21 protein-coding genes and 1 pseudogene are annotated in these 19,588 nt (G+C 42.0%); 14 read left to right on the forward strand and 8 right to left on the reverse strand.

Going from position 1 to position 19,588, the window contains the following annotated elements; genetic code table 11:
• A pseudogene (locus tag V7L01_RS13765) lies at window positions 1-233 on the reverse strand (photosystem II q(b) protein); the annotation flags it as partial.
• A 1,266-nt stretch (window positions 234-1,499) separates the two neighbouring features.
• Between V7L01_RS13765 and V7L01_RS13770 the strand changes: the two are divergent.
• Window positions 1,500-1,871 carry a DUF2237 family protein gene (locus tag V7L01_RS13770; protein ID WP_335035582.1) on the forward strand — a complete coding sequence of 124 codons (372 nt, stop codon included), beginning with the start codon at window positions 1,500-1,502 and terminating at the stop codon, window positions 1,869-1,871.
• A gap of 290 nt (window positions 1,872-2,161) precedes the next feature.
• Here V7L01_RS13770 and V7L01_RS13775 read toward each other — a convergent pair whose 3' ends face one another.
• Entirely contained in the window at window positions 2,162-4,207 is a 2,046-nt protein-coding gene (locus V7L01_RS13775) for a hybrid sensor histidine kinase/response regulator (protein ID WP_335035584.1), read from the reverse strand.
• Window positions 4,208-4,223: 16 nt separating this feature from the next.
• On the reverse strand, window positions 4,224-4,784 hold the full coding sequence (locus tag V7L01_RS13780) for a chemotaxis protein CheB (RefSeq protein WP_335035899.1): 561 nt from the start codon (window positions 4,782-4,784) through the stop codon (window positions 4,224-4,226).
• A gap of 714 nt (window positions 4,785-5,498) precedes the next feature.
• Between V7L01_RS13780 and V7L01_RS13785 the strand changes: the two genes are divergently transcribed.
• From V7L01_RS13785 to V7L01_RS13805, 5 genes are all read left to right on the forward strand, one after another.
• Window positions 5,499-5,999 (forward strand): DUF2231 domain-containing protein, encoded by a 501-nt coding sequence (locus tag V7L01_RS13785; RefSeq protein ID WP_335035586.1) that lies wholly within the window; start codon window positions 5,499-5,501, stop codon window positions 5,997-5,999.
• Complete coding sequence (locus V7L01_RS13790) at window positions 5,996-6,613, forward strand: DUF2231 domain-containing protein (RefSeq protein ID WP_335035587.1); 618 nt, start codon at window positions 5,996-5,998, stop codon at window positions 6,611-6,613. Before V7L01_RS13785 ends, V7L01_RS13790 begins: the two co-directional genes overlap by 4 nt.
• Window positions 6,614-6,777: 164 nt before the next feature.
• Window positions 6,778-7,704 carry a cytochrome c oxidase subunit II gene (locus V7L01_RS13795; RefSeq protein WP_335035901.1) on the forward strand — a complete coding sequence of 309 codons (927 nt, stop codon included), beginning with the start codon at window positions 6,778-6,780 and terminating at the stop codon, window positions 7,702-7,704.
• Between the two features lie 13 nt (window positions 7,705-7,717).
• Entirely contained in the window at window positions 7,718-9,379 is a 1,662-nt protein-coding gene (gene ctaD / locus V7L01_RS13800) for a cytochrome c oxidase subunit I (RefSeq protein ID WP_335035589.1), read from the forward strand.
• Window positions 9,380-9,476: 97 nt separating this feature from the next.
• Complete coding sequence (locus V7L01_RS13805; RefSeq protein ID WP_335035591.1) at window positions 9,477-10,079, forward strand: cytochrome c oxidase subunit 3; 603 nt, start codon at window positions 9,477-9,479, stop codon at window positions 10,077-10,079.
• Window positions 10,080-10,212: 133 nt separating this feature from the next.
• Here the strand turns inward: V7L01_RS13805 and V7L01_RS13810 are convergent, their stop codons facing one another.
• The 4 genes from V7L01_RS13810 to V7L01_RS13825 form a co-directional block, all read right to left on the reverse strand.
• Entirely contained in the window at window positions 10,213-10,992 is a 780-nt protein-coding gene (locus tag V7L01_RS13810; protein ID WP_335035593.1) for a hypothetical protein, read from the reverse strand.
• Between the two features lie 233 nt (window positions 10,993-11,225).
• Entirely contained in the window at window positions 11,226-12,062 is an 837-nt protein-coding gene (locus V7L01_RS13815) for a CheR family methyltransferase (RefSeq protein WP_335035595.1), read from the reverse strand.
• A gap of 399 nt (window positions 12,063-12,461) precedes the next feature.
• Entirely contained in the window at window positions 12,462-13,007 is a 546-nt protein-coding gene (locus V7L01_RS13820; protein ID WP_335035597.1) for a hypothetical protein, read from the reverse strand.
• A 185-nt stretch (window positions 13,008-13,192) separates the two neighbouring features.
• Window positions 13,193-13,759, reverse strand: a complete 567-nt coding sequence (locus V7L01_RS13825; protein WP_335035903.1) for an HD domain-containing protein — start codon at window positions 13,757-13,759, stop codon at window positions 13,193-13,195.
• Between the two features lie 181 nt (window positions 13,760-13,940).
• Here V7L01_RS13825 and V7L01_RS13830 point away from each other — a divergent pair, with 181 nt between their 5' ends.
• The 5 genes from V7L01_RS13830 to V7L01_RS13850 all read left to right on the forward strand — a co-directional run bounded on the left by V7L01_RS13830 (window position 13,941) and on the right by V7L01_RS13850 (window position 17,021).
• A complete protein-coding gene (locus V7L01_RS13830) occupies window positions 13,941-14,516 on the forward strand; it encodes a Uma2 family endonuclease (protein ID WP_335035599.1) in 576 nt (191 codons plus the stop codon).
• Window positions 14,517-14,881: 365 nt separating this feature from the next.
• Window positions 14,882-15,622: an LmeA family phospholipid-binding protein gene (locus V7L01_RS13835; RefSeq protein WP_335035601.1), complete on the forward strand. Its 741-nt coding sequence runs from the start codon at window positions 14,882-14,884 to the stop codon at window positions 15,620-15,622.
• Window positions 15,623-15,655: 33 nt separating this feature from the next.
• Window positions 15,656-16,207, forward strand: coding sequence for a DUF2231 domain-containing protein (locus tag V7L01_RS13840; RefSeq protein WP_335035603.1), 552 nt, complete (start codon window positions 15,656-15,658; stop codon window positions 16,205-16,207).
• A 192-nt stretch (window positions 16,208-16,399) separates the two neighbouring features.
• Complete coding sequence (locus V7L01_RS13845; protein WP_335035605.1) at window positions 16,400-16,816, forward strand: ribosomal maturation YjgA family protein; 417 nt, start codon at window positions 16,400-16,402, stop codon at window positions 16,814-16,816.
• Entirely contained in the window at window positions 16,794-17,021 is a 228-nt protein-coding gene (locus V7L01_RS13850) for a DUF167 domain-containing protein (RefSeq protein ID WP_335035606.1), read from the forward strand. Before V7L01_RS13845 ends, V7L01_RS13850 begins: the two co-directional genes overlap by 23 nt.
• Window positions 17,022-17,150: 129 nt before the next feature.
• Here V7L01_RS13850 and V7L01_RS13855 read toward each other — a convergent pair whose 3' ends face one another.
• A complete protein-coding gene (locus V7L01_RS13855) occupies window positions 17,151-17,762 on the reverse strand; it encodes a glutathione S-transferase family protein (RefSeq protein WP_335035608.1) in 612 nt (203 codons plus the stop codon).
• A gap of 197 nt (window positions 17,763-17,959) precedes the next feature.
• Here V7L01_RS13855 and V7L01_RS13860 point away from each other — a divergent pair, with 197 nt between their 5' ends.
• The 3 genes from V7L01_RS13860 to V7L01_RS13870 are packed head-to-tail and all read left to right on the forward strand — an operon-like array spanning window position 17,960 to window position 19,519.
• On the forward strand, window positions 17,960-18,661 hold the full coding sequence (locus tag V7L01_RS13860; protein ID WP_335035610.1) for an SOS response-associated peptidase: 702 nt from the start codon (window positions 17,960-17,962) through the stop codon (window positions 18,659-18,661).
• Between the two features lie 3 nt (window positions 18,662-18,664).
• Window positions 18,665-18,982, forward strand: coding sequence for a hypothetical protein (locus tag V7L01_RS13865; RefSeq protein ID WP_335035612.1), 318 nt, complete (start codon window positions 18,665-18,667; stop codon window positions 18,980-18,982).
• Between the two features lie 15 nt (window positions 18,983-18,997).
• The gene (locus V7L01_RS13870; RefSeq protein WP_335035614.1) at window positions 18,998-19,519 is read left to right on the forward strand and encodes a photosystem I assembly protein Ycf3; all 522 of its coding nucleotides are present in this window, start codon (window positions 18,998-19,000) and stop codon (window positions 19,517-19,519) included.
• Window positions 19,520-19,588: the final 69 nt, after the last annotated feature.

The following is a 19,588-nucleotide window of genomic DNA, read 5'->3' on the forward strand; positions in this document are numbered from 1 at the left end:
ATGATGTTGTTTCCGTAGATTAATGAACCTGCTACTGGTTCGCGGATTCCATCAATGTCTACTGGAGGTGCGGCGATGAAGGCGATTACGAAGCAGGCGGTGGCGGCTAGCAAGGTTGGAATCATTACTACGCCGAACCAACCGATGTAGATGCGGTTATTGGTGCTGGTGATCCATTCGCAGAATCGATCCCATACGTTGGCGCTTTCGCGACGTTGTAAGGTTGCTGTCATGTTTTTATAAGTGCGGTTAGTTATTTATGAATCAAGCGGTTTTGTTTTCGCCTGTGAAACTACTTTACAATGCTTTACAATTTTTAATCAAGTTTTGTTACTTTAGTAAACCTGATACAAGTTATTAGCTTTGCTTATTTAAAGGTAAGCAACGAGGTTAGGATACGCCGAAGCTCTCTTTTGTTTGGATGACCTCACAATATATATGGTTGTAGAAATTCTTTTTCTACTTTGGTTCTATCGCCTACTGGACTGGGAATAATAGCTTTGTAGATTACCGCTATTCCAAAAAAAATTAACCCTCGGCTTACCACTGGGGGCTTTTTTTGTTTGGCAAAATGGCATATCTCTAAATTAGACGGTTGCTATGGTATTTAAGTAGGATACATCCATGCGAAAAGTACTGACTTGCAATACCCCTGGCTAACTACCAGGGGTTTTTATTGGAACTTCATTTTATTCCCTACACTGATTATAATTTCACTAAATTTGGTAATATGTTTAACTAAGTACGATTACGAGCCAAACTTACCGATAATTTTAGCTGCCGTCTAAATATTTTTTAAGTGAGCGTACCATCTCTCTAATTACATCGCTTTTTGTTCGCTGCATTTTCTCACAATATTTCTCCAAAATTATTTTCTCCTCCAGCGAGAACTGAATTGTTAGATTAGCAGCATTTTTTCTAGGCATTGTCATTGACTTTTAAGTACCATATCAACAACTTCAGTAAAGCGAAAACTTTTGTAAGTTGAAAGAATGAGGGTTTCAACCGATGCGTTTGGGCTGATAAGAGCATTCGTTTGCGCTCGGATCTGAGTCAATTTACAAGAGAGTTACTTGAAAAGTAGATTCTAAACTCAATATTCTGAAGTTTAAATAGGACAAAACATGACTGTAAGGGTCAATCTTTCGGAGCAAGGTTGGATTCTTTCTGTCCTGTCGCTGATTTTGAGAGGACGAGAATAATTAAAGTTATTTATATTGCATTCTCCTGCGTATCTGTTTGAACTAACTGTGGTGGTAGCGGTGCGGACTCATGTGCTTTTCAATCCCTGCTTGTTTAAACAATGGGATTACAAATAAAATCAACAGCTTAATAAGTACTTTTTAGTTTAAACTCTAATAACCGTAAGATTGACAACTTGGTATGAGTAGTGATTCTAGAATTCCCTACTTAATAAGGGATAGCGATTTTAATTAAAGTAGAAAGTGTCAATATAGGCTTATATCGAAGCCAAAAAAATCAAGTACAACGAATTAACAATGACAGAAGCTAAAAACGTAATCGGTGGAAACCTAGAAGCCTGTTGCACTTCTCCCATAACTGGGTTTTACCGCGACGGTTTTTGCCGCACAGGTGGTCAGGATTTCGGTTCGCACGTCGTATGTGCCCAAGTGACATCAGAATTCCTGGAGTTCACCAAATCCCACGGGAACGACCTGAGTACACCTGTTCCTGATTCTAATTTTCCTGGACTGAAGCCTGGCGATCGCTGGTGTTTGTGTGCTTCTCGCTGGCAAGAAGCTCTTGATGCTGGCGTTGCTCCACCCGTCATCCTCTCTGCAACCCATGCTAGAGCTTTGGAAATGGTTTCTCTAGACGAACTGAAAAAACATGCCTTAACTTCCTCTTGATTTGGCATTGAAAAGAGGCAGAGGGGCGGGCTGACTTTTCACGGTATCTGGAAAACCTCTCTCTAAATCTCTCTCCTAAAAGGAGAGAGACTTTGAATTTTCCCCCTTCCCGCGACGTGTTGGGGGTTAGGGGGTTAGGTTTTTCATCCGCTTTTCCACATAACGTGAAAAGAGGCAGAGAGGCGGGCTGCTGCTCTTGCTGAGGGGAAAATTCTTCTCCCTTGCCCCCTGCCCCCTGCCCCCTGCCCCCTGCCTCTTCCCCCTGCCTCTCCCCATTCCCCAGTTCAAAATCAACTCACTGAAACTTCCAGAGGTAGTTTTAATACATTGACAACCATAGCAATCAATTTAGTGGGGTCAATTGGCTTAGATAAATACTGTTGAAACCCTGCTGAAAGCGCTTCTAAGCGGTCTTCCTCTCGCGTGTATGCTGTTAAAGCGATCGCTGGGATACCTCCGCCTTTTTCTGGTTCTAAAGAGCGGAGTTTCCGAATCAGCGTATAACCATTTTGCTCTGACATGCCGATGTCGCTAATCAGGATATCTGGTTTTGCTTGTTCAAGTACTGCCAAAGCTTCATCAACGGATGCTACCGCAGTGGCGATCGCCCCATACTCCTCAAACATAAAACTGAGAAAGTTACGGGTATCCGCTTCATCATCTACAACTAAAACTCTTAATCCAGCGAGTGGCGTCGCTGCTACAGGGGAGGAAATTTCTCCTGTGGCTTCTCTACCCCCTCTGCTACCCCGATTGTTTTGTAGCAGTGGTAGTCTCACAGTAAAGGTTGCTCCTTGCCCTGCGCCTAGACTTTGGGCAAGGATTGTACCCTTGTGCAGTTCCACTAGATGACGGACGATCGCTAGTCCTAGCCCTAGTCCATTGTGCGATCGCGTTGTGGTGCTGTCTGCTTGTCGGAAACGATCGAATACTTTGGGTAAAAACTCGGAACTGATGCCAATGCCCGTATCGATAACTTGAATTTGGGCGTATTTGTCAGTTGTTTGTTGTTCTTCACCACAGACTACTGACAGATTCACTTCTACCCTGCCACCCTTAGGGGTAAACTTAATGGCATTAGTTAGTAGGTTCCAGACCACTTGCTGTAAACGGACTGGATCGCCATAAACTGTCCCCACCGAAGTATCCAGGAGAGTATTTAATTTAATATCTTTGGGTTCTGCTAGGGGACGCACTGCCTCTAAGGCTGCCTCCATCACCGAAATCAGATTTACCGCAGATACATTTAAGCGCAACTGACCACGGATAATCCGAGATACATCCAAGATATCCTCAATTAGTTGCATCTGAGATATAGCGTTCCGTTCAATTGCTTCCAGGGCGCGGGAAGTGGCTTTTTCGTCAAGTTTCTTAGAGCGGAGAATTTTTGACCAGCCCAACATTGAGGTTAGGGGTGTGCGGAGTTCGTGGGAAAGAACGGCGAGAAACTCATCTTTCATCCGATTTGCTGCTTCTGCTTCATGTCTTGCCGTCTGTTCTCGAATCACTTGAGCGCGGACTTCTTCTGCTTGTTTGCGTTCAGTAATATCTTCGAGAGTGCCTACATATCCCAGCAATTCTCCTTGACCGGAAAGCATTGGTGATGAGCGAACTTGAACCCAACGGACGATACCATGAACAGTTTGAAAGCGAAACTCTTCAGAGTAATCACGACCTTCACAAATGTAGTTAGACCAGGTGGCAACTGCTCGTTCTCTATCTTCTGGATGAACAGATTCTAGCCATCTTTTTTCTAAACTTTCTGCCGCTTTCAAGCCACAAATTATCTGATAGCGAGGATTAGTATACCTACATCCTCCTTCAGTATCAATTTCAAAAATGCCAACGGGCGAACAGGTACTCAGCGATCGCAATCGTTCTTCACTTTGCCTGAGTTCTGCATTCACAGCTACCAACTGTGCTGCTTGTTGCTTGACGGCTTCTGTTTTCTTAAATAGTTCTACGAATACTGTGACTTTAGAAGTCAAGATATTCGGGTCTAATGGTTTGAGCAAATAATCAACTGCACCCAAAGCATAGCCTTTAAACAGCATTTGGTCGCTGGTACTAAAGGCGGTGAGAAAGATAATTGGAGTGTGACGCGATCGCCCCCGATTCCGAATCAAGGTTGCAGTTTCAAAGCCATCCATCCCTGGCATTTGCACATCCAGCAAAATCACTGCAAAGTCCTGATGTAGCAGACACCTCAAAGCTTCTTCCCCAGAAGTAGCTCTCACCAGATTTTCTCCCAGTTTTTCCAGGATTGCTTCTAGTGCTAGCAAATTTTCTAGTTTATCATCCACTAGGAGGATGTTTACTTTGGGTTCCATCTGCATGGGTTTATTTCCGTAATTAATGACAAAGCTTAACCATTTGGGAAGCAATGTTTGAGAGTGTCAAAATCCAGTCTACTGCAACAGCAGAAATTGCTGCTTCTGGCATAACATCGCTCTCAGCTGTGGCAGGTTCCTGTACGATAGTAAGTCCTCCCCGCGATTTTATTTTCTTAAGACCTTGCACACCATCTTGGTTTGCTCCTGTCAATATTACACCAATAACTTGCTCGGTGTAGACATCGGCTGCCGACTCAAACAGCACATCGATAGATGGTCTGGCATAGGAAACAGGCTCATCAGTCGAAAGAGCAAAGTGACCTAGTTCAACCAGCAAGTGATAATCTGCTGGAGCTAAGTAGATATGTCCTGGTAGTATTTCGTCTTTGTCTTCCACTTCTCGAATCGGCAAGGAAGTGAATTCTTGTAATAACTCCTCAAGTGTGTGGTTAGATTCTTTGTGACGGTGTTGCACGATCGCGATCGGCACTAGAAAATCTGCTGGTAAGTTACCCAGGAGAATTTTTAAGGCTGATAAGCCACCCAAAGAAGTACCAATGACCACAATTTCAAATGCCACTTGTTTTGTCCTCACACCTGTTAGTGTGACTTGATGGCTCATCAAATCCTTTCAGCATTCTCTCAGCATTCTCCAGTTCCACCACAGCTACTAACTTACCTTGACTCGCTTTTATACCCAATAACCAAAATTATATATTTTTGTCATTTACATTACAATTAAAGATTTTATCATTGTGAAATAATTTACATAAAAAATATGGTTTTTATGGCTTTTTGAAATTTAATTAATGCCAGAATCGATACATTATAGAAATATATTTTTGCTAAATAACTAACTTTTAAAAGTTTAATTATTATTGTTTTGACAATTCATAAAAATTTACTTAAGCTAAAGGATAGGTTAAGCAAATCAACAAACGACAGCGATTTGGTTTAGCTACATCAAAAATTGCTGTTGGAGACTATTGGCATGAGGAAATTAATCGCAACAAAAATCATTCCCTAAAGGCAAGTTTACTAAATTTGTCTACAAAAAGCTAAGACATGATTAAGCGTATTGCGCCGCGCACATATTGAACAGATTGCGGTCAATTATAGATAGATACTTGTAGTGGTGTTAGTGAGTATCCATCAATCATTGAAGTTTAACTAGCGATTTTGGATTCAGGTCTTCTGGTTTATATCTCGTCAGGGACGGAATAAATCTAAAATCCAAAATTGGCAATCCAAAATTGATTGACCACAGTGCGGTAGATATGTCCAGGAGAATACAATGCTTGAGTATTTTACATCATTGAACGACCACAATTTACCCTATCCAGATACGATTCATCCCATCGTTGTCCACTTCGTAATTGCGATGGTGTTGTTTTCCTTTTTCTGCGATGTAGTTGGCTATTTTACTGGAAAATCCAGTCTTTTTGAGGTGAGTTGGTGGAACATGTTAGTCGCCACCGTAGCCATCTTCGTTGCGATCCTTTTTGGTCAGTTTGAAGCGGGTTTAGCACAGCCTTACAGCCTAGCTAAATCGGTGCTGAATTTGCATACGCTGATTGGTTGGTCGCTTTCAGGAATCATCACAGCGATTACAGCTTGGCGCTATGTAATTCGTTCCCGCAATCCGCAAAAATTACCAATTTATTATTTGGGAGCCGGACTAGTTTTAACTTTGATAGTTGGCTTGCAAGTATATCTCGGAGATGAACTTGTTTGGGTGTATGGATTGCATACAGTGCCAGTTGTGGAAGCAGTAAAGGATGGTCTGTTGCGATGAACTCAGAATTAATCGATCAATTGAGCGGCTCTCTAGGCGCAAACGGATTACCTTACACCATTCCCATTCATCCCAACTTAGTCCATCTGACAATAGGTTTGTTCATCATTGGAATGACCTTTGATATTGTCGGTGTTCTGTTCCCCTTTGAAAAATGGGTCTTCAAATTTTTAGCAATTACTGTGGAACGTCAAAACTTATTTGATGTTGGCTGGTACAACATGTTAGCTGCCAGCATCATCACATTTTTCACAGTAGCAGCAGGCTTTTATGAAATGCTGTTGGCAACACCACCAGCTGATATGAAAAGTGCCTGGGGATTGCAGGCAATGGAAACTATGCTTTGGCATGGTGTGGGTGGTGTGTTCTTATTAGCGCTGATTGTTGTCTTGACCATCTGGAGAGCATGGCAGCGCTTCGTTTGGGCCAAACAAGAATATAAACAGACAGATAGAGAAGTGCAATGGATCTATCTGTTGGCAGGCATAGCAATCATGTTCATTCTGTACGTCCACGGGACACTAGGGGCGCAAATGGCTGCCGAGTTTGGCGTACACAATACAGCAGATAATTTGCTGCGATCGCACCAAGACCTGAACACAACACTCAAATAAGTCCTTTGTCCTTAATCCTTTGCCCTAATACGGTTTAGTTAAGGCTTAACTCTTTGTCAAATTCAATTTTTTAACGAACCGCAAAGGACGCAAAGAACGCAAAGGAAGAGGAGGAAGAAATACTTAACTGAACTGTATTGTCCAATGCCCAATAACCAATGACCATGAAAATCCAGAAGATTTTAAATATTTTGACGCTGCTTACAGGCGCGATCGCAGTGACTGTTACGAGTCTCTGGATCGGTCAGCAGGCTTACTCCTGGCTTCCCCCCCAAGCAGCAGCCGAATCCGTACTAATTGATGATTTGATTAGCTTCTTAGTAACCCTCGGTTCCTTCATCTTCTTGGGAGTCACAAGTACTCTGATGTATTCTGTGATCTTCCATCGGGCTATCAAAGATGACTTCACCGACGGCCCCCCAATTGAAGGTAATATCACCTTAGAAGTTGTCTGGACAGCAATTCCAATTCTGTTAGTGTTGTGGATTGCGGGCTATAGCTACCAAGTTTACGAACAAATGGGAATTCAAGGCCCATCGGAAATAGTTCATCTGCATAATCCATTGGGAATGGAATCGGCTTATGCAGAACCAAAAGATTCATCAGCTAACGCTTTAGCTGAACCTGTAGAAAAAATCGACGTACTAGCCAAACAGTGGGCGTGGGTTTTTCACTATCCCGAAAGAGATATTACCAGTACCGAATTGCATTTACCTAGCGATCGCCGGATACGTTTAGCGCTGCGATCGCAAGACGTTTTGCACGGCTTTTATATACCTGCATTTCGCCTCAAGCAGGATATTATTCCCAACCATGCGATCGACTTTGAATTTACTCCCATCCGCGCCGGCAAATACCGATTGACCGATTCCCAATATAGCGGTACATACTTTGCGACGATGCAAGCGAACGTGGTTGTCGAATCTCCTGAAGATTATCAGCAATGGCTGGCACAAGCTGCAACCCAAAAGCCATCCGTAGCAAAAAATCAGGCAGCTTCTGAGTATGCCCAAACATCCAATCAATCAGTTCAAACTGGTTGGGTTACAGTTCCACCTGCTGCACCTCCTCTAGTCAATTCACCTGGTTGAAAGGAAAGTAACCATGACTAATGTTCCTATTGAAGGTATCCTTCTCCCTGATGAGAAGCATAACCATGAATCTCCAAGTAACTGGAAAGAATACTTCAGCTTTAGTACCGACCACAAGGTAATTGGTATCCAGTATCTCGTTACCTCCTTCTTCTTCTTTCTCGTCGGCGGTATCTTTGCGATGGTGATGCGGGGAGAACTGATGACACCCGAATCAGATTTAGTAGATCGCACCATCTACAACGGTATGTTCACCATGCACGGCACTGTGATGCTGTTCTTGTGGACATTTCCCTCACTCGTTGGTTTTGCCAACTATTTAGTACCCCTGATGATTGGGGCGCGAGATATGGCATTTCCCCGCCTCAACGCCGTCGCCTTTTGGATGGTGCCAGTAGTCGGAATTATCATGATGGGTAGCTTCTTTGTCCCTGGTGGCCCAGCCCAAGCCGGTTGGTGGTCTTATCCGCCAGTCAGTCTCCAGAATCCCACAGGTAACTTGATTAATGGTCAAGTTCTCTGGCTCTTAGCGGTGGCAATATCCGGCGTATCCTCAATTATGGGGGCAGTGAACTTTGTCACCACAATCGTGAAGATGCGGGCCCCAGGAATGGGTTTCTTCAAAATGCCCTTGTTTGTCTGGGCAGTATTTAGCGCCCAGATTATCCAACTATTTGGACTACCTGCATTGACAGCTGGTGCGGTAATGCTGCTACTTGACCTCACAGTAGGCACCGCCTTTTTCGACCCCGCCAAGGGTGGTAATCCAGTAATGTTTGAGCATTACTTCTGGTTCTACTCCCACCCCGCCGTTTACGTGATTATTTTGCCCATCTTCGGCATTTTCTCGGAAATCTTTCCAGTTTATTCACGTAAACCCTTATTTGGTTACAAAGTAGTTGCCGTTTCATCCATTTTGATTGCGATCGTCAGTGGTATTGTTTGGGTACACCACATGTACGTCAGTGGTACACCCGGCTGGATGCGGTTGATTTTCATGCTGACGACGATGTTTGTATCTGTCCCCACGGGAATTAAAGTATTCGCTTGGGTAGCAACCATTTGGGGCGGTAAAATGCGGCTAAATACTCCCATGCTGTTTGCCTTGGGTGCATTAATCATGTTTGTCTTCGCTGGCATCACAGGCATCATGCTTTCTTCCGTGCCCGTTGATGTCCACGTTAACAATACCTACTTTGTGGTAGGACACTTCCACTATGTCCTCTACGGTACAGTGACAATGGGCTTGTATGCAGCCATCTATCACTGGTTCCCCAAAATGACTGGGCGGATGTACTCCGAAAGCTGGGGTAAAATCCACTTCTGGTTAGCCTTCATCGGCACCAACCTCAACTTTTTGCCTATGCATCCATTAGGATTGCAAGGAATGTTACGCCGAGTTGCTTCCTACGCCCCAGAGTATCAATTCTGGAATATCATCGCTAGTTTGGGCGGATTTCTCTTAGGAATGTCCACCTTGCCCTTCATATTCAACATGGTGATTTCTTGGATGCAAGGCGAGAAAGCACCCGCTAACCCTTGGAGAGCAATCGGACTAGAGTGGTTAGTTTCTTCACCCCCCCCAGTAGAAAACTTTGAAGAAATCCCCATCATCATCTCCGAACCCTACGGCTACGGCAAATCAGAACCCTTAACATCCAACCTCCCAGAATAAACACAAACTATCGGGAAGACGCAAAAACCCTCCGCGTCCCTCTGCGCTTCCCTTTGCGTTCCTTTGCGTTTCAAATTCCCCTCAAACTAAAAGCAAAATGGACAGTTATATCAATCCAGATGAATTGCAGCACACAGCCGCAGAACATACCCACGACGAAGAAGGCAACAAGATGTTTGGCTTCATTGTCTTCCTACTGTCTGAAAGCGTCATTTTCTTAAGTTTTTTCGCCGGATATGCCATCTACAAAACAACAACCCCTAACTGGCTACCAGCAGGTGTTTCCGGGCTAGAAGTAAAAGATCCGACAATCAACACAGTAATTCTTGTCGCCAGTAGCTTTGTAATTTACTTAGCAGAACGCGCCCTTCAACGCCATGACTTAGTAAAATTTCGTCTGTTTCTCTTGACAACAATGGCGATGGGTACTTACTTTTTGGTTGGGCAAGCGATTGAATGGAACGGCCTCGATTTTGGCTTCACCACAGGGGTATTTGGCGGAACGTTTTACCTGCTAACAGGTTTCCACGGTTTGCACGTTTTCACTGGTATTCTGTTGCAATCGATTATTTTGGTACGTTCTTTCATTCCTGGCAATTACGACACAGGCCACTTCGGCGTGAACGCGACTTCGTTGTTCTGGCACTTCGTCGATGTTATCTGGATTATTTTGTTTATCCTCATCTACGTTTGGCAGTAAATGAGAGTGAGGGAGTAATTTCTCCCTCTGCTTATTTAATTGATGATTGCAACACATGCTTGGGGAAAGAAAGACGCGATGAATCGCGTCTCTACAAATGGTCTATTTGTCGCATTCTTTTTTCAAATTGGTATTAGACTAGATAACTCGTGTTGGGCACGATCGCAAATAAGGCATACTCATACCAAGCAGTCCAAATGAAACTGCGAATCCATCGCTGGCGCTTTTCGGGACTCAATTCATATTCAAACGCGCCACTAGATACATCAATGGAAGATAGGTGAGAGTTACAACCACAGCCATGTTGATAAGTAAAACCGTATTTAGAAGCAATACTTTGCACCTTCATCTGAATCGCAAACACCTTACCTGCATGGAGTATGGCATCCCAAGAACGCTTGTGTTCGATATCGCGGGGGTCAAATCTTAAAGCGCGTTCTTCAAAAACATGATCGCGGTAAATTGGTGCTAGATGCACATGATAGAAGCTGGCAGGCAATTCATAACCAAACTCGTTGAATAAATCTATACCAATACGAGCGACTTTTACTTCATCAGCATACTCTGTCCCCTTTGACTCCACATCACGGAGAATTTCTGCAAAGTTCGGATAGCTGTGTTTGAGAAAGTCTTGCCCAAAAAACTCTAGGGTTTCCCACGCCAATTGTGTAAATAGCTGAGAGAATGACGGTATCAAGTGAGCTAGTTGGGGGCGATCGCTAAACAAGTCCACATCACCATGCTCTAATTTATACAAGAACAACTGTGCCATCTCAATATAGCTCTGGGGATGGGAAAGTCCGACACTCGTGGTTCCTCTAGCAATGTCTTGCCATATAGAAGGCAGTTGAGAAACGTGAACCGCATTTTCTCCAGCAATGACTGCAACAGGAGGACATTCGAGAAGTTGCATCGACAATCTCCTTTAAGACTCTAATGTGTAATTTACCTTAAGCGATCGCTGTATCTGTCTTCTGCACACAATTAAAAATGTTTGACAGGCTGTCTTTTGACAGCAACCGCAACTTTACTGATAATATTTTTTCTAGGAAATACTTAGTGCTAATTTGAATACACTTTTTAGTTAGACTCTCTCTATTTTTACGGTTAAATCATTTTCATTTAGTCGTTCAAACGGTCTAAATTTTAAGCACCTGCAATTTTCTTATATATTTTCTCACCTTTGATTATCTCCTCAAAGTACTGCTCATAAGGAGTGAACCTGATAGATTCTTGTCGTCCTAAACCCAAAATTCCAAAGGTGCAAAGGCTATTATAAAAGAGTTCGTGTACCCGCTTTTGAAGTACCTGATTAAAATATATAAGGACGTTACGACAAAGGATGACGTTAAACTCATTAAAAGAACTATCAGTTGCTAAATTATGCTGGGCAAAAACAACATTTTCTCTTAAAGATGCTCGAAATATAGCGTTATCATAAGCTGCTGTATAATATTCTGAGAATGACTTTTTACCGCCTGCTTTCAGGTAAAGCTGAGTATATTCTTGCATCAGTTTTAGGGAGAAAATCCCACTTTTGGCAGTTTGTAATACCTTCTCGTTCGTATCAGTGGCATATATGCGGCAACGGTGGTAAAGTCCTTCTTCTTGCAGCAAAATTGCCAGTGAGTAAACTTCTTCACCTGTCGAGCAACCAGCGTGCCAAATGCGAATAAAGGGATAGGTTTGCAAGAAGGGGATAACTTGATTTCTGAAAGTGTTATAAAAGCTGGGATCGCGAAACATTGATGTTACATTCACCGTCAGAGCAAGCAAAAATCGTTCCAAATAAGCACGGTTGTGGAGTAACCTTTCTTGCAATGCAGAAACATTTGCTAACCCCTCTAATTCCATGAAACCCTGAATGCGGCGCTTGAGTGAAGAAAAAGCATAATTGCGAAAGTCATAACCGTAGTACTGATACAGTCCTTCCAAAAGCAGATGTATTTCGATGTCCTCCAAGGATGGTTTGGGCAAAAGCATAATAATTCATAATTTATAATTTATAATTCATAATTATTATCCCAGGCATAAATGGGATTTTTGAACTAATAATATTGGATTTTGGGTAATTTCCATAACTCAATTTAGTTGCTTTTTAGCATTAATTAGGCTTTAAAAATTAATAATTATTTGCTCATACAATAATTTTAGATTTGTCATAAACAAAAAATGACACGCATACTCCTACGATAAATTTCAGCTACGTACACACTAGGCGCTATAACTACACAAAGTATAGGTTCGCGCAGCGGATCGGATACACCAGACGAAAGACATCGAGAAGATGTTTATCAACAATTTAAGACTGCTGTAAAACCCAAATAGTTTTTATGCCTAAAATAGCTTCCTGGATTTATTAAATTTGATAACGGTGCCTAGTTATGGGTTTGAGTTTAACCAAGTGGCTGTTACTCCTAAAATAGCGATCGCTGTTATTGAAATCCCAGTTAGCAATCTGACTTGAGCGCGTAGATTTTTAATCTCTTGGCTCAGATTTTCTCTCTGTGGTATGGGATATGGTTGAAGTTCTGCAACTTCAACAGCTATTTCTTGGGGTTTATTTTGGATACTTTCAAAAGTTACCTGCGTGTGTAGCCAATTAGTAATCAGTTGAGGACAGTTTTTCTTAAACCAACTTAAAGCCAAAGTTTTAAAAACTGGTTTGGACATTCGCGCAATTAATTTCATCACCCTGTTTACGGGTTTCACACGAAGCTTTTGGTTGATCAGATTGACTGAACCAACATCATAGAGACAATCCAGAATTAGTTTCACAGTGGCTTCTTCACTGTTAATCAAGTTTTGCAGTAAAAGCAGAACATCGTGCATACGCTCTGCTTCAATAACCTTTTCTGTCAAGGTTTCTGGAGAACTTACTGAAGAACCTACGGTTGTATTTAAAGCGTTTTGTCTTACTATCGTCATATTTGTAACATAGCATTCATAATAATTTAAGTACACCTATCTACCGAGAGAAAGATTTTTTATCTAGAGAAAGAACCTAAAAGCCAAAATTTATTCGTGAGATACATGATTATATCGTCTCTGTAAAAAAGCTATTTGTCTAACTTCCATAAATCTTTTATCTACTTTTGAGTAAATAAAATTTTTTATTGAGATGCTAATACCTCAATTTGTGCAACAACTCGTTCTAATTCGTCAATGATTATAGTGGTTTCAGTCTTCCTGAAGGCATCCACAAGCGCCCGATAATACCAAAGAGTACCTTCTTTCCGCCCTTGAAAACGTTCCCAAACTGATTCGCCCAAAACGCGATAATCTTTGAGAATAGACTGGGCGTTGTAAAGTTTATCTGCTGATGACACGAGCAGTACTGATGGGGAAGCGGTAGAAATATGAGCAATGTATGCCTCCTTGCGCTGTCGCCAAGGTGGTTTTGGAGTTGTATCAGCGTCAGTACAACCATCTACAATTGCTGTTACATTGTCACCAAAGCGACGGCGAATTTCTTCTCGTGTTGCGGCTCCACCTTGATCTTCGATCGCATCGTGTAAAAGAGCTGCGATCGCTTCATCTTCATTTGCCCCGTATTCTAAAGCAATACTGGCGACACCTAATAAATGGGAAACGTAGGGAACACCTGAACCTTTACGAACTTGGTTCGCGTGCAGTTGGGTGGCGTAGGTAAGAGCTGTGGTAAAGCGTTCTGAGAGCATTGTTTTGAAAGAATAAAACAGCTTGTAGTCAGATATTGTTAATGTCAATTTTATAACAAACTGCTCCAGACAAAGAGAATGCAGAACCGCAAAGGGGTAAAGAAGTAATTGAATCTCAACCCAAAATTGAGGTATATATCACTAAAATTGAGATATCTATCAAGCTTGCGATGAGATCGTCATGACCAGCGAAAAAATAACGGTGCAGTCTTTGTATACTGTCACTGATGAAGAATTAATGCTGATGAGTTCGCAAAACCCAGAACTGCGGTTTGAACGCAATGCTAATGGAACGTTAGAAACTATGCCCCCAACTGGTGGAATTTCTGGTAATCGAGAAATAAAAGCAGGAGCCTATTTATTTAATTGGGTAGAAAGTCATGATTTAGGTGAAGTTTTTAGTTCAAGTACAGGTTTTAGATTAGCAAATACGGCAGTGCGATCGCCTGATGCTGCTTTTGTAGCTAAGGGACGTTTGCCAGAAGGTTGGGATGAAGAAGATGACAAATTTATTAATTTAGCACCAGATTTTGTAATTGAAATTCGCTCTAAAAACGATAGCTTGGCAAAACTCAAAGCCAAAATGGAAGAATATATTAGTAATGGTGTTCAATTAGGATGGTTAATTGATAGTAAAAATCAGCAAGCTTTAGTTTATCGCCGCGATGGTTCAATTACTCAATATCCAGCTACAGCAGTATTAAGCGGTGAAGATGTTGTCCCTGGTTTTACCTTGCTTTTAAAAAAATTATTATAAAATTGAGCATACTTTATATTAATTTTATACAAGGATGTGCTAACCCAAAAATCTCTTTAAGACTATGCTACAAGATTTATCCTTAAACAGATTTTGGTGCAGCATTAATTATAAAAAATAAAATAACGACTAAATTATCAAGATATCATCTCTCTTTTGAGCGATATTTGATGACAAGCTACTCTACATCTGTGCCTGAAAGCTTCTGGATAAAAAAGCAAAAGTTTTTATTAGATAAAATATGTAATTCTGCTTTTAGATAGACAACATTTAAACCTATATTCCATCGCCAGATAGATAAGATTTTGATGAGATTTTATTAGATTAACTTAAGGATATACGTATTTATAGGAGTTAATTTAATAATGCCAGAGAATCCTGGATTAGGAGAGCAGGCGCTAAATAAAGCGGCAGAAATAGGATTATCTAGCCAATTAGATGAAGTAGAAAATTTAGATGTAGACATCAAAACCGACCCTCTGAAGCTGGTTCAAGGAGAAGTGGATGCAGTCAAGATTGAAGGTGAAGGTTTGGTTATGCAGAAAGACCTCCGCATGGAGGAATTAGAAATGCAAATGACTAATGTTGCCATCAATCCTCTGAGTGTGGCTTTTGGGAAAATTGAACTCACTAAACCTACTGAAGCTAATGCCCAGGTTGTCCTAACCGAAGCTGATATTAATCGTGCCTTCAACTCAGAATATGTGCGATCGCAACTGCAAAGCCAAAAAATCCACGTTAACGGGCAGCTGAGAACTATTGAACCTCAACAGGTAGATTTTCGACTACCTGGCGATGGCAAAGTAGCACTAAATGCCAGCATGAAATTAGTAGAAACTGGTGAAAATCAGCAAGTTGCTTTTTCCGCAGTCCCCAGGATTAGCAGCAATGGAAAAACTGTTGCTCTGGAAAATGTCGAGTATGGCGAAAGTGAAGAAATATCGCCAGAGTTGACAAAAGCTTTGATAGATCAAACTAGCGAAATTCTGAATTTGAGTAACTTCGATTTAGAAGGAATGAGTCTGCAAGTTAACCAACTAAAAGTAGAAGCAGGTAAACTAACTTTACAAGCTGAAGCTTATGTAGAAAAAATTCCTTCAGCTTAAAAATAGGACACTAATAAATTCAGGATACTAATAATGGAAACTACAGACACAACGCAAACAGGTTCAACACCTTTTCCCAATATTCCACCAGTTATTGAAAGTAACGACAGTGAGTATGTTGATAGCGGCGTACCTAGCACAGTTGCGATCGCAGGACATCCTCTACATCCCCTGAGTGTGATTTTTCCCATCGCCTTTTTAGCCGCCGCCTTGGGAAGTGATGTCGGTTACTGGTTAACTAGTGATTTCTTTTGGGCTAGGGCTTCGCTATGGTTAATCGGACTCGGATTAGGTGGAGGCGTCCTTGCAGCAGCGATCGGCCTCAGCGACTTTATGAAAATTGAACGAGTTCGCAAGCGCACCGCCGGTTGGGCGCATTTAATACTTAATGTTGCTATCCTAGCTTTATCACTTATCAACTTTCTCCTGCGTTGGGGCGACGCTGAATCCCGAATAGTACCTTGGGGACTGTTAATCTCGCTCGTTGTCGGTACGCTAACTAGCGTTTCCGGCTGGTTTGGTGCCGAACTCTCCTATCGCCACAAAATCGGTGTAGTGGGCGCTGGTAGCAGAAGATATCCATAACCAATTCTTAATCACAACAGAATTCAGAAGTACCTCGTTCCCAGTCTCTGACTGGGAATGCCCGTTGAGAGGCTCCGCCGCCTCTACAAGCGACAGAGCCAATAGATATTAAAACTAAAAACAAGATTTTCAAATAGCGGTCAAATAGCGGTGTAGAGGCTAAAATTTTGCTTAGTATTTAGCCTTGAGAAAATGCAGCGAAACCGTAATCAAACAATATTTATTATTATTTCTGTGCTCATCGTTGTACCGATGGGCTTTTTGTTTAAGTACTACACTGGCCCTGCCCATCAGTGGTTTAATGACTACGGAGCAGCTGTATTTTACGAAATATTTTGGTGTCTATTCGCATTTTGGTTTTTTAGAAGTCGAGCAGCGGTAATCCAAATTCCTATATGGGTTTTTGTCGTCACCTGTATACTAGAGTTCTTGCAACTTTGGCATCCGCCGCTATTAGAAGAGATTCGCGCCACCTTGATAGGTAAATTATTACTTGGTACTACCTTTGTTTGGTGGGATTTTCCTCATTATCTATTGGGTAGTCTTTTAGGTTGGCTGTGGTTGCGACAATTACACGGAATCAGTTATGCAAAAAAAAGTCAAGGTTAAACCTAATTCAAAACAGCAAAAGATTGAAGAACAAGCTGATGGCAGCCTGACTGTGTATTTAAAATCGCCCCCAGTTGATGGTAAAGCGAATGAAGAGCTAATTAAACTACTAGCAGAGAAATTTGATGTAACCAAATCTTGTATCAGAATTAAGTCGGGTTTGTCCTCGCGGCAAAAGCTAATAGAAATTGATACAGATATCTAGTTACTGCTTAGTCCACACTTTCTCCTAAGACTCTGCCCACCTCCTAAATAAATGTGCGGTAATGTTTCACCCAGTACATACTTTACTAGAACCAAGAAACTAAAGACAGGAACTCGCAAAATCTAATTTTTAAGCTTGTGTAATGCTGATATACCTTGGTTGAGCTTTGACTCTTTCTATCCAAGCTTGGATAGCAGGAAATTGTGTCAAATCAAACCCACCTTCATCAGCTACATGAGTGTAAGCGAACAAGGCGATATCAGCAATCGTGTAACGCTCTCCCACAAAAAAAGTGTGAGAAGTTAAGTGTTTTTCCATCAAGTTAAGCGCTGTATAACCTGGTTCGCGTTTTTGCTTGATAGCTTCACCATATTCTTCAGTTTTACCTAAAATAGAAATCCAAAATCTTAATGTAGCAATAAAAGGTTCATGGCTGTACTGTTCAAAACATAACCATTGCAGCACCTGCGCTCGTAAAAATCGGTCATAGGGTAAAAATTCTGTGCATTCACTCAAATACACCAATATGGCATTTGATTCTGCCAAGTATTTCCCTGGTTTAATTTCCAGAACGGGTATCTTACCGTTGGGATTTTTGCTTAAAAATTCTGGTGTTCGAGTCTCGCCTTTCAAGATGTTAAGCTCTATCCTTTCAAAAGGCATACCCAATTGTGTCAATAAAAGACGTATCTTATAACCATTACCAGAAGGTAAAAAATCGTACAATCGCAGTAGTTCCATGCTAAAATACAGTTAGTAATATGTTGAGAGTTGAACGTTCAAAATACAATATCTTACCAAAAGATTTTCCTAAAACCGGATAATTGTTTTTATATTTAGCTTCTGACTAATAGATAAAATTATCTCAAAAAATAAAAAAAATATGATTTCTTTCTAGATTGAGTTGTTTAATTTAGCCAAGGGTGGAGAATAAAAGTATGTGTGGAAGATTTACTCTAAACCAGTCGGCAGCAAGTTTAGCTCAAGTTTTCCATGTTGAGCCGGTTCCGGATTTACCTGCGGAATATAACATTGCGCCTACGCAAATGGTGGCAACAGTGTTACAAAATCCCGAAAGCGAAAAGCGTGAATTTAAGCAGTTATATTGGGGCTTAATTCCGTCATGGGCGAAAGATGCCGGAATGGGGGCAAAGCTGATTAACGCTAGGGCAGAAACTGTTGCCGAAAAACCCTCTTTTCGCTCGGCTTTCAAGCATCGACGCTGTTTAGTGCTAGCTGATGGCTTTTATGAATGGCAACGCCAACAAGGCAAAAAGCAACCGTTTTATTTTCGCCTTCAAGATGGGCAACCCTTCGGCTTTGCAGGTTTGTGGGAAAAATGGCGTTCGCCTGCTAACGAAGAAATAATCTCTTGTACAATTTTGACAACGGCAGCTAACGAATTACTCCAACCTATCCACGAGCGGATGCCAGTGATTCTAGAGCCAGAAGATTACGATTTATGGCTAGATTCCCAAGTGCAAACGCCCCAAACCTTACAGGAGTTATTGCGTCCCTATTCAGCGCCAGCAATGACTGCCTATCCAGTTAGCACCTTGGTAAATAACTCTCGGCATAATAGTCCGGAATGTATCATACCCCTCAGTGAGAAGAATGCCCCCGCAAATCAGTTAAATTAACTATTGAGTCTACTAGGGGATTTGGGAGATGAGGGAGCAGAGAGAGCAGAGGGAGCAGGGGAAGTAAAGGAAGCAGAGAGGCAGGGTGCGGGGGGCAGAGGGGAAAACTCTTCTCCCTTGATCCCTGATAGCTTGCTTCTTCCCCAATGCCCAATGACGGCAGTTGATCCACTTGGGGAGACCCCAAGACCCTTCGGGTTCGGCAGTCCCCCAGACGCTCGTTCCTCGCTACCACTACCGCTAACGACGGAAACCGCCAAGACGGGGGCTGCCTCACCGCACTGCCTCCCCAATGCCCAGTCCCCAGTCCCCAGTCCCTAATACCCAGAGACAAATATGCCAAGAACACAAAAAAACGATAATTTTATTGACAAATCCTTTACAGTTATGGCGGATATCATCTTGAAGATCCTGCCAACTAACAAAAAAGCTAAAGAAGCGTTTGTTTATTATCGAGATGGCATGTCAGCCCAAGCAGAAGGGGAATATGCTGAAGCATTGGAATACTATGAAGAAGCTCTAACACTAGAGGATGATACCAACGATCGCGGCTATATTCTCTACAATATGGGGCTAATCCATGCCAGCAACGGCGACCACAACAAAGCTTTAGAACTGTATCACCAGGCAATTGAGTTAAACCCACGTATGCCCCAAGCCTTGAACAACATTGCCGTGATTTATCACTACCAAGGCGAAAAGGAGAAAGAAGCTGGAGATAACGAGGCTGGTGAAGCCCTGTTTGACCAAGCAGCAGACTATTGGATTCGAGCTATTCGCATGGCTCCCAATAACTACATCGAAGCTCAAAACTGGCTGAAAACCACCGGGCGATCGCAAATTGACGTATTCTTCTAAAAGTGATGAGTTAGGAATTATGAATCATTCATTCCTAACTCCTGTAGAGACGCGATTAATCGCGTCTCT

The sequence above is a fragment of the Nostoc sp. genome (genome assembly GCF_036917095.1).
GTDB lineage: Bacteria > Cyanobacteriota > Cyanobacteriia > Cyanobacteriales > Nostocaceae > Nostoc.

What these genes read in the sequence shown, in the direction of transcription:
- V7L01_RS13775 (WP_335035584.1), bottom strand. Translation starts at nt 4,207, where the DNA reads ATGCAGATGGAACCCAAAGTAAACATCCTCCTAGTGGATGATAAACTA.
- V7L01_RS13795 (WP_335035901.1), top strand. Translation starts at nt 6,778, where the DNA reads ATGAAAATCCAGAAGATTTTAAATATTTTGACGCTGCTTACAGGCGCG.
- V7L01_RS13860 (WP_335035610.1), top strand. Translation starts at nt 17,960, where the DNA reads ATGTGTGGAAGATTTACTCTAAACCAGTCGGCAGCAAGTTTAGCTCAA.
- V7L01_RS13790 (WP_335035587.1), top strand. Translation starts at nt 5,996, where the DNA reads ATGAACTCAGAATTAATCGATCAATTGAGCGGCTCTCTAGGCGCAAAC.
- V7L01_RS13845 (WP_335035605.1), top strand. Translation starts at nt 16,400, where the DNA reads ATGCAGCGAAACCGTAATCAAACAATATTTATTATTATTTCTGTGCTC.
- V7L01_RS13840 (WP_335035603.1), top strand. Translation starts at nt 15,656, where the DNA reads ATGGAAACTACAGACACAACGCAAACAGGTTCAACACCTTTTCCCAAT.
- V7L01_RS13815 (WP_335035595.1), bottom strand. Translation starts at nt 12,062, where the DNA reads ATGCTTTTGCCCAAACCATCCTTGGAGGACATCGAAATACATCTGCTT.
- V7L01_RS13825 (WP_335035903.1), bottom strand. Translation starts at nt 13,759, where the DNA reads ATGCTCTCAGAACGCTTTACCACAGCTCTTACCTACGCCACCCAACTG.
- V7L01_RS13770 (WP_335035582.1), top strand. Translation starts at nt 1,500, where the DNA reads ATGACAGAAGCTAAAAACGTAATCGGTGGAAACCTAGAAGCCTGTTGC.
- V7L01_RS13805 (WP_335035591.1), top strand. Translation starts at nt 9,477, where the DNA reads ATGGACAGTTATATCAATCCAGATGAATTGCAGCACACAGCCGCAGAA.
- V7L01_RS13850 (WP_335035606.1), top strand. Translation starts at nt 16,794, where the DNA reads ATGCAAAAAAAAGTCAAGGTTAAACCTAATTCAAAACAGCAAAAGATT.
- V7L01_RS13785 (WP_335035586.1), top strand. Translation starts at nt 5,499, where the DNA reads ATGCTTGAGTATTTTACATCATTGAACGACCACAATTTACCCTATCCA.
- V7L01_RS13820 (WP_335035597.1), bottom strand. Translation starts at nt 13,007, where the DNA reads ATGACGATAGTAAGACAAAACGCTTTAAATACAACCGTAGGTTCTTCA.
- V7L01_RS13835 (WP_335035601.1), top strand. Translation starts at nt 14,882, where the DNA reads ATGCCAGAGAATCCTGGATTAGGAGAGCAGGCGCTAAATAAAGCGGCA.
- ctaD (WP_335035589.1), top strand. Translation starts at nt 7,718, where the DNA reads ATGACTAATGTTCCTATTGAAGGTATCCTTCTCCCTGATGAGAAGCAT.
- V7L01_RS13855 (WP_335035608.1), bottom strand. Translation starts at nt 17,762, where the DNA reads ATGGAACTACTGCGATTGTACGATTTTTTACCTTCTGGTAATGGTTAT.
- V7L01_RS13870 (WP_335035614.1), top strand. Translation starts at nt 18,998, where the DNA reads ATGCCAAGAACACAAAAAAACGATAATTTTATTGACAAATCCTTTACA.
- V7L01_RS13810 (WP_335035593.1), bottom strand. Translation starts at nt 10,992, where the DNA reads ATGCAACTTCTCGAATGTCCTCCTGTTGCAGTCATTGCTGGAGAAAAT.
- V7L01_RS13830 (WP_335035599.1), top strand. Translation starts at nt 13,941, where the DNA reads ATGACCAGCGAAAAAATAACGGTGCAGTCTTTGTATACTGTCACTGAT.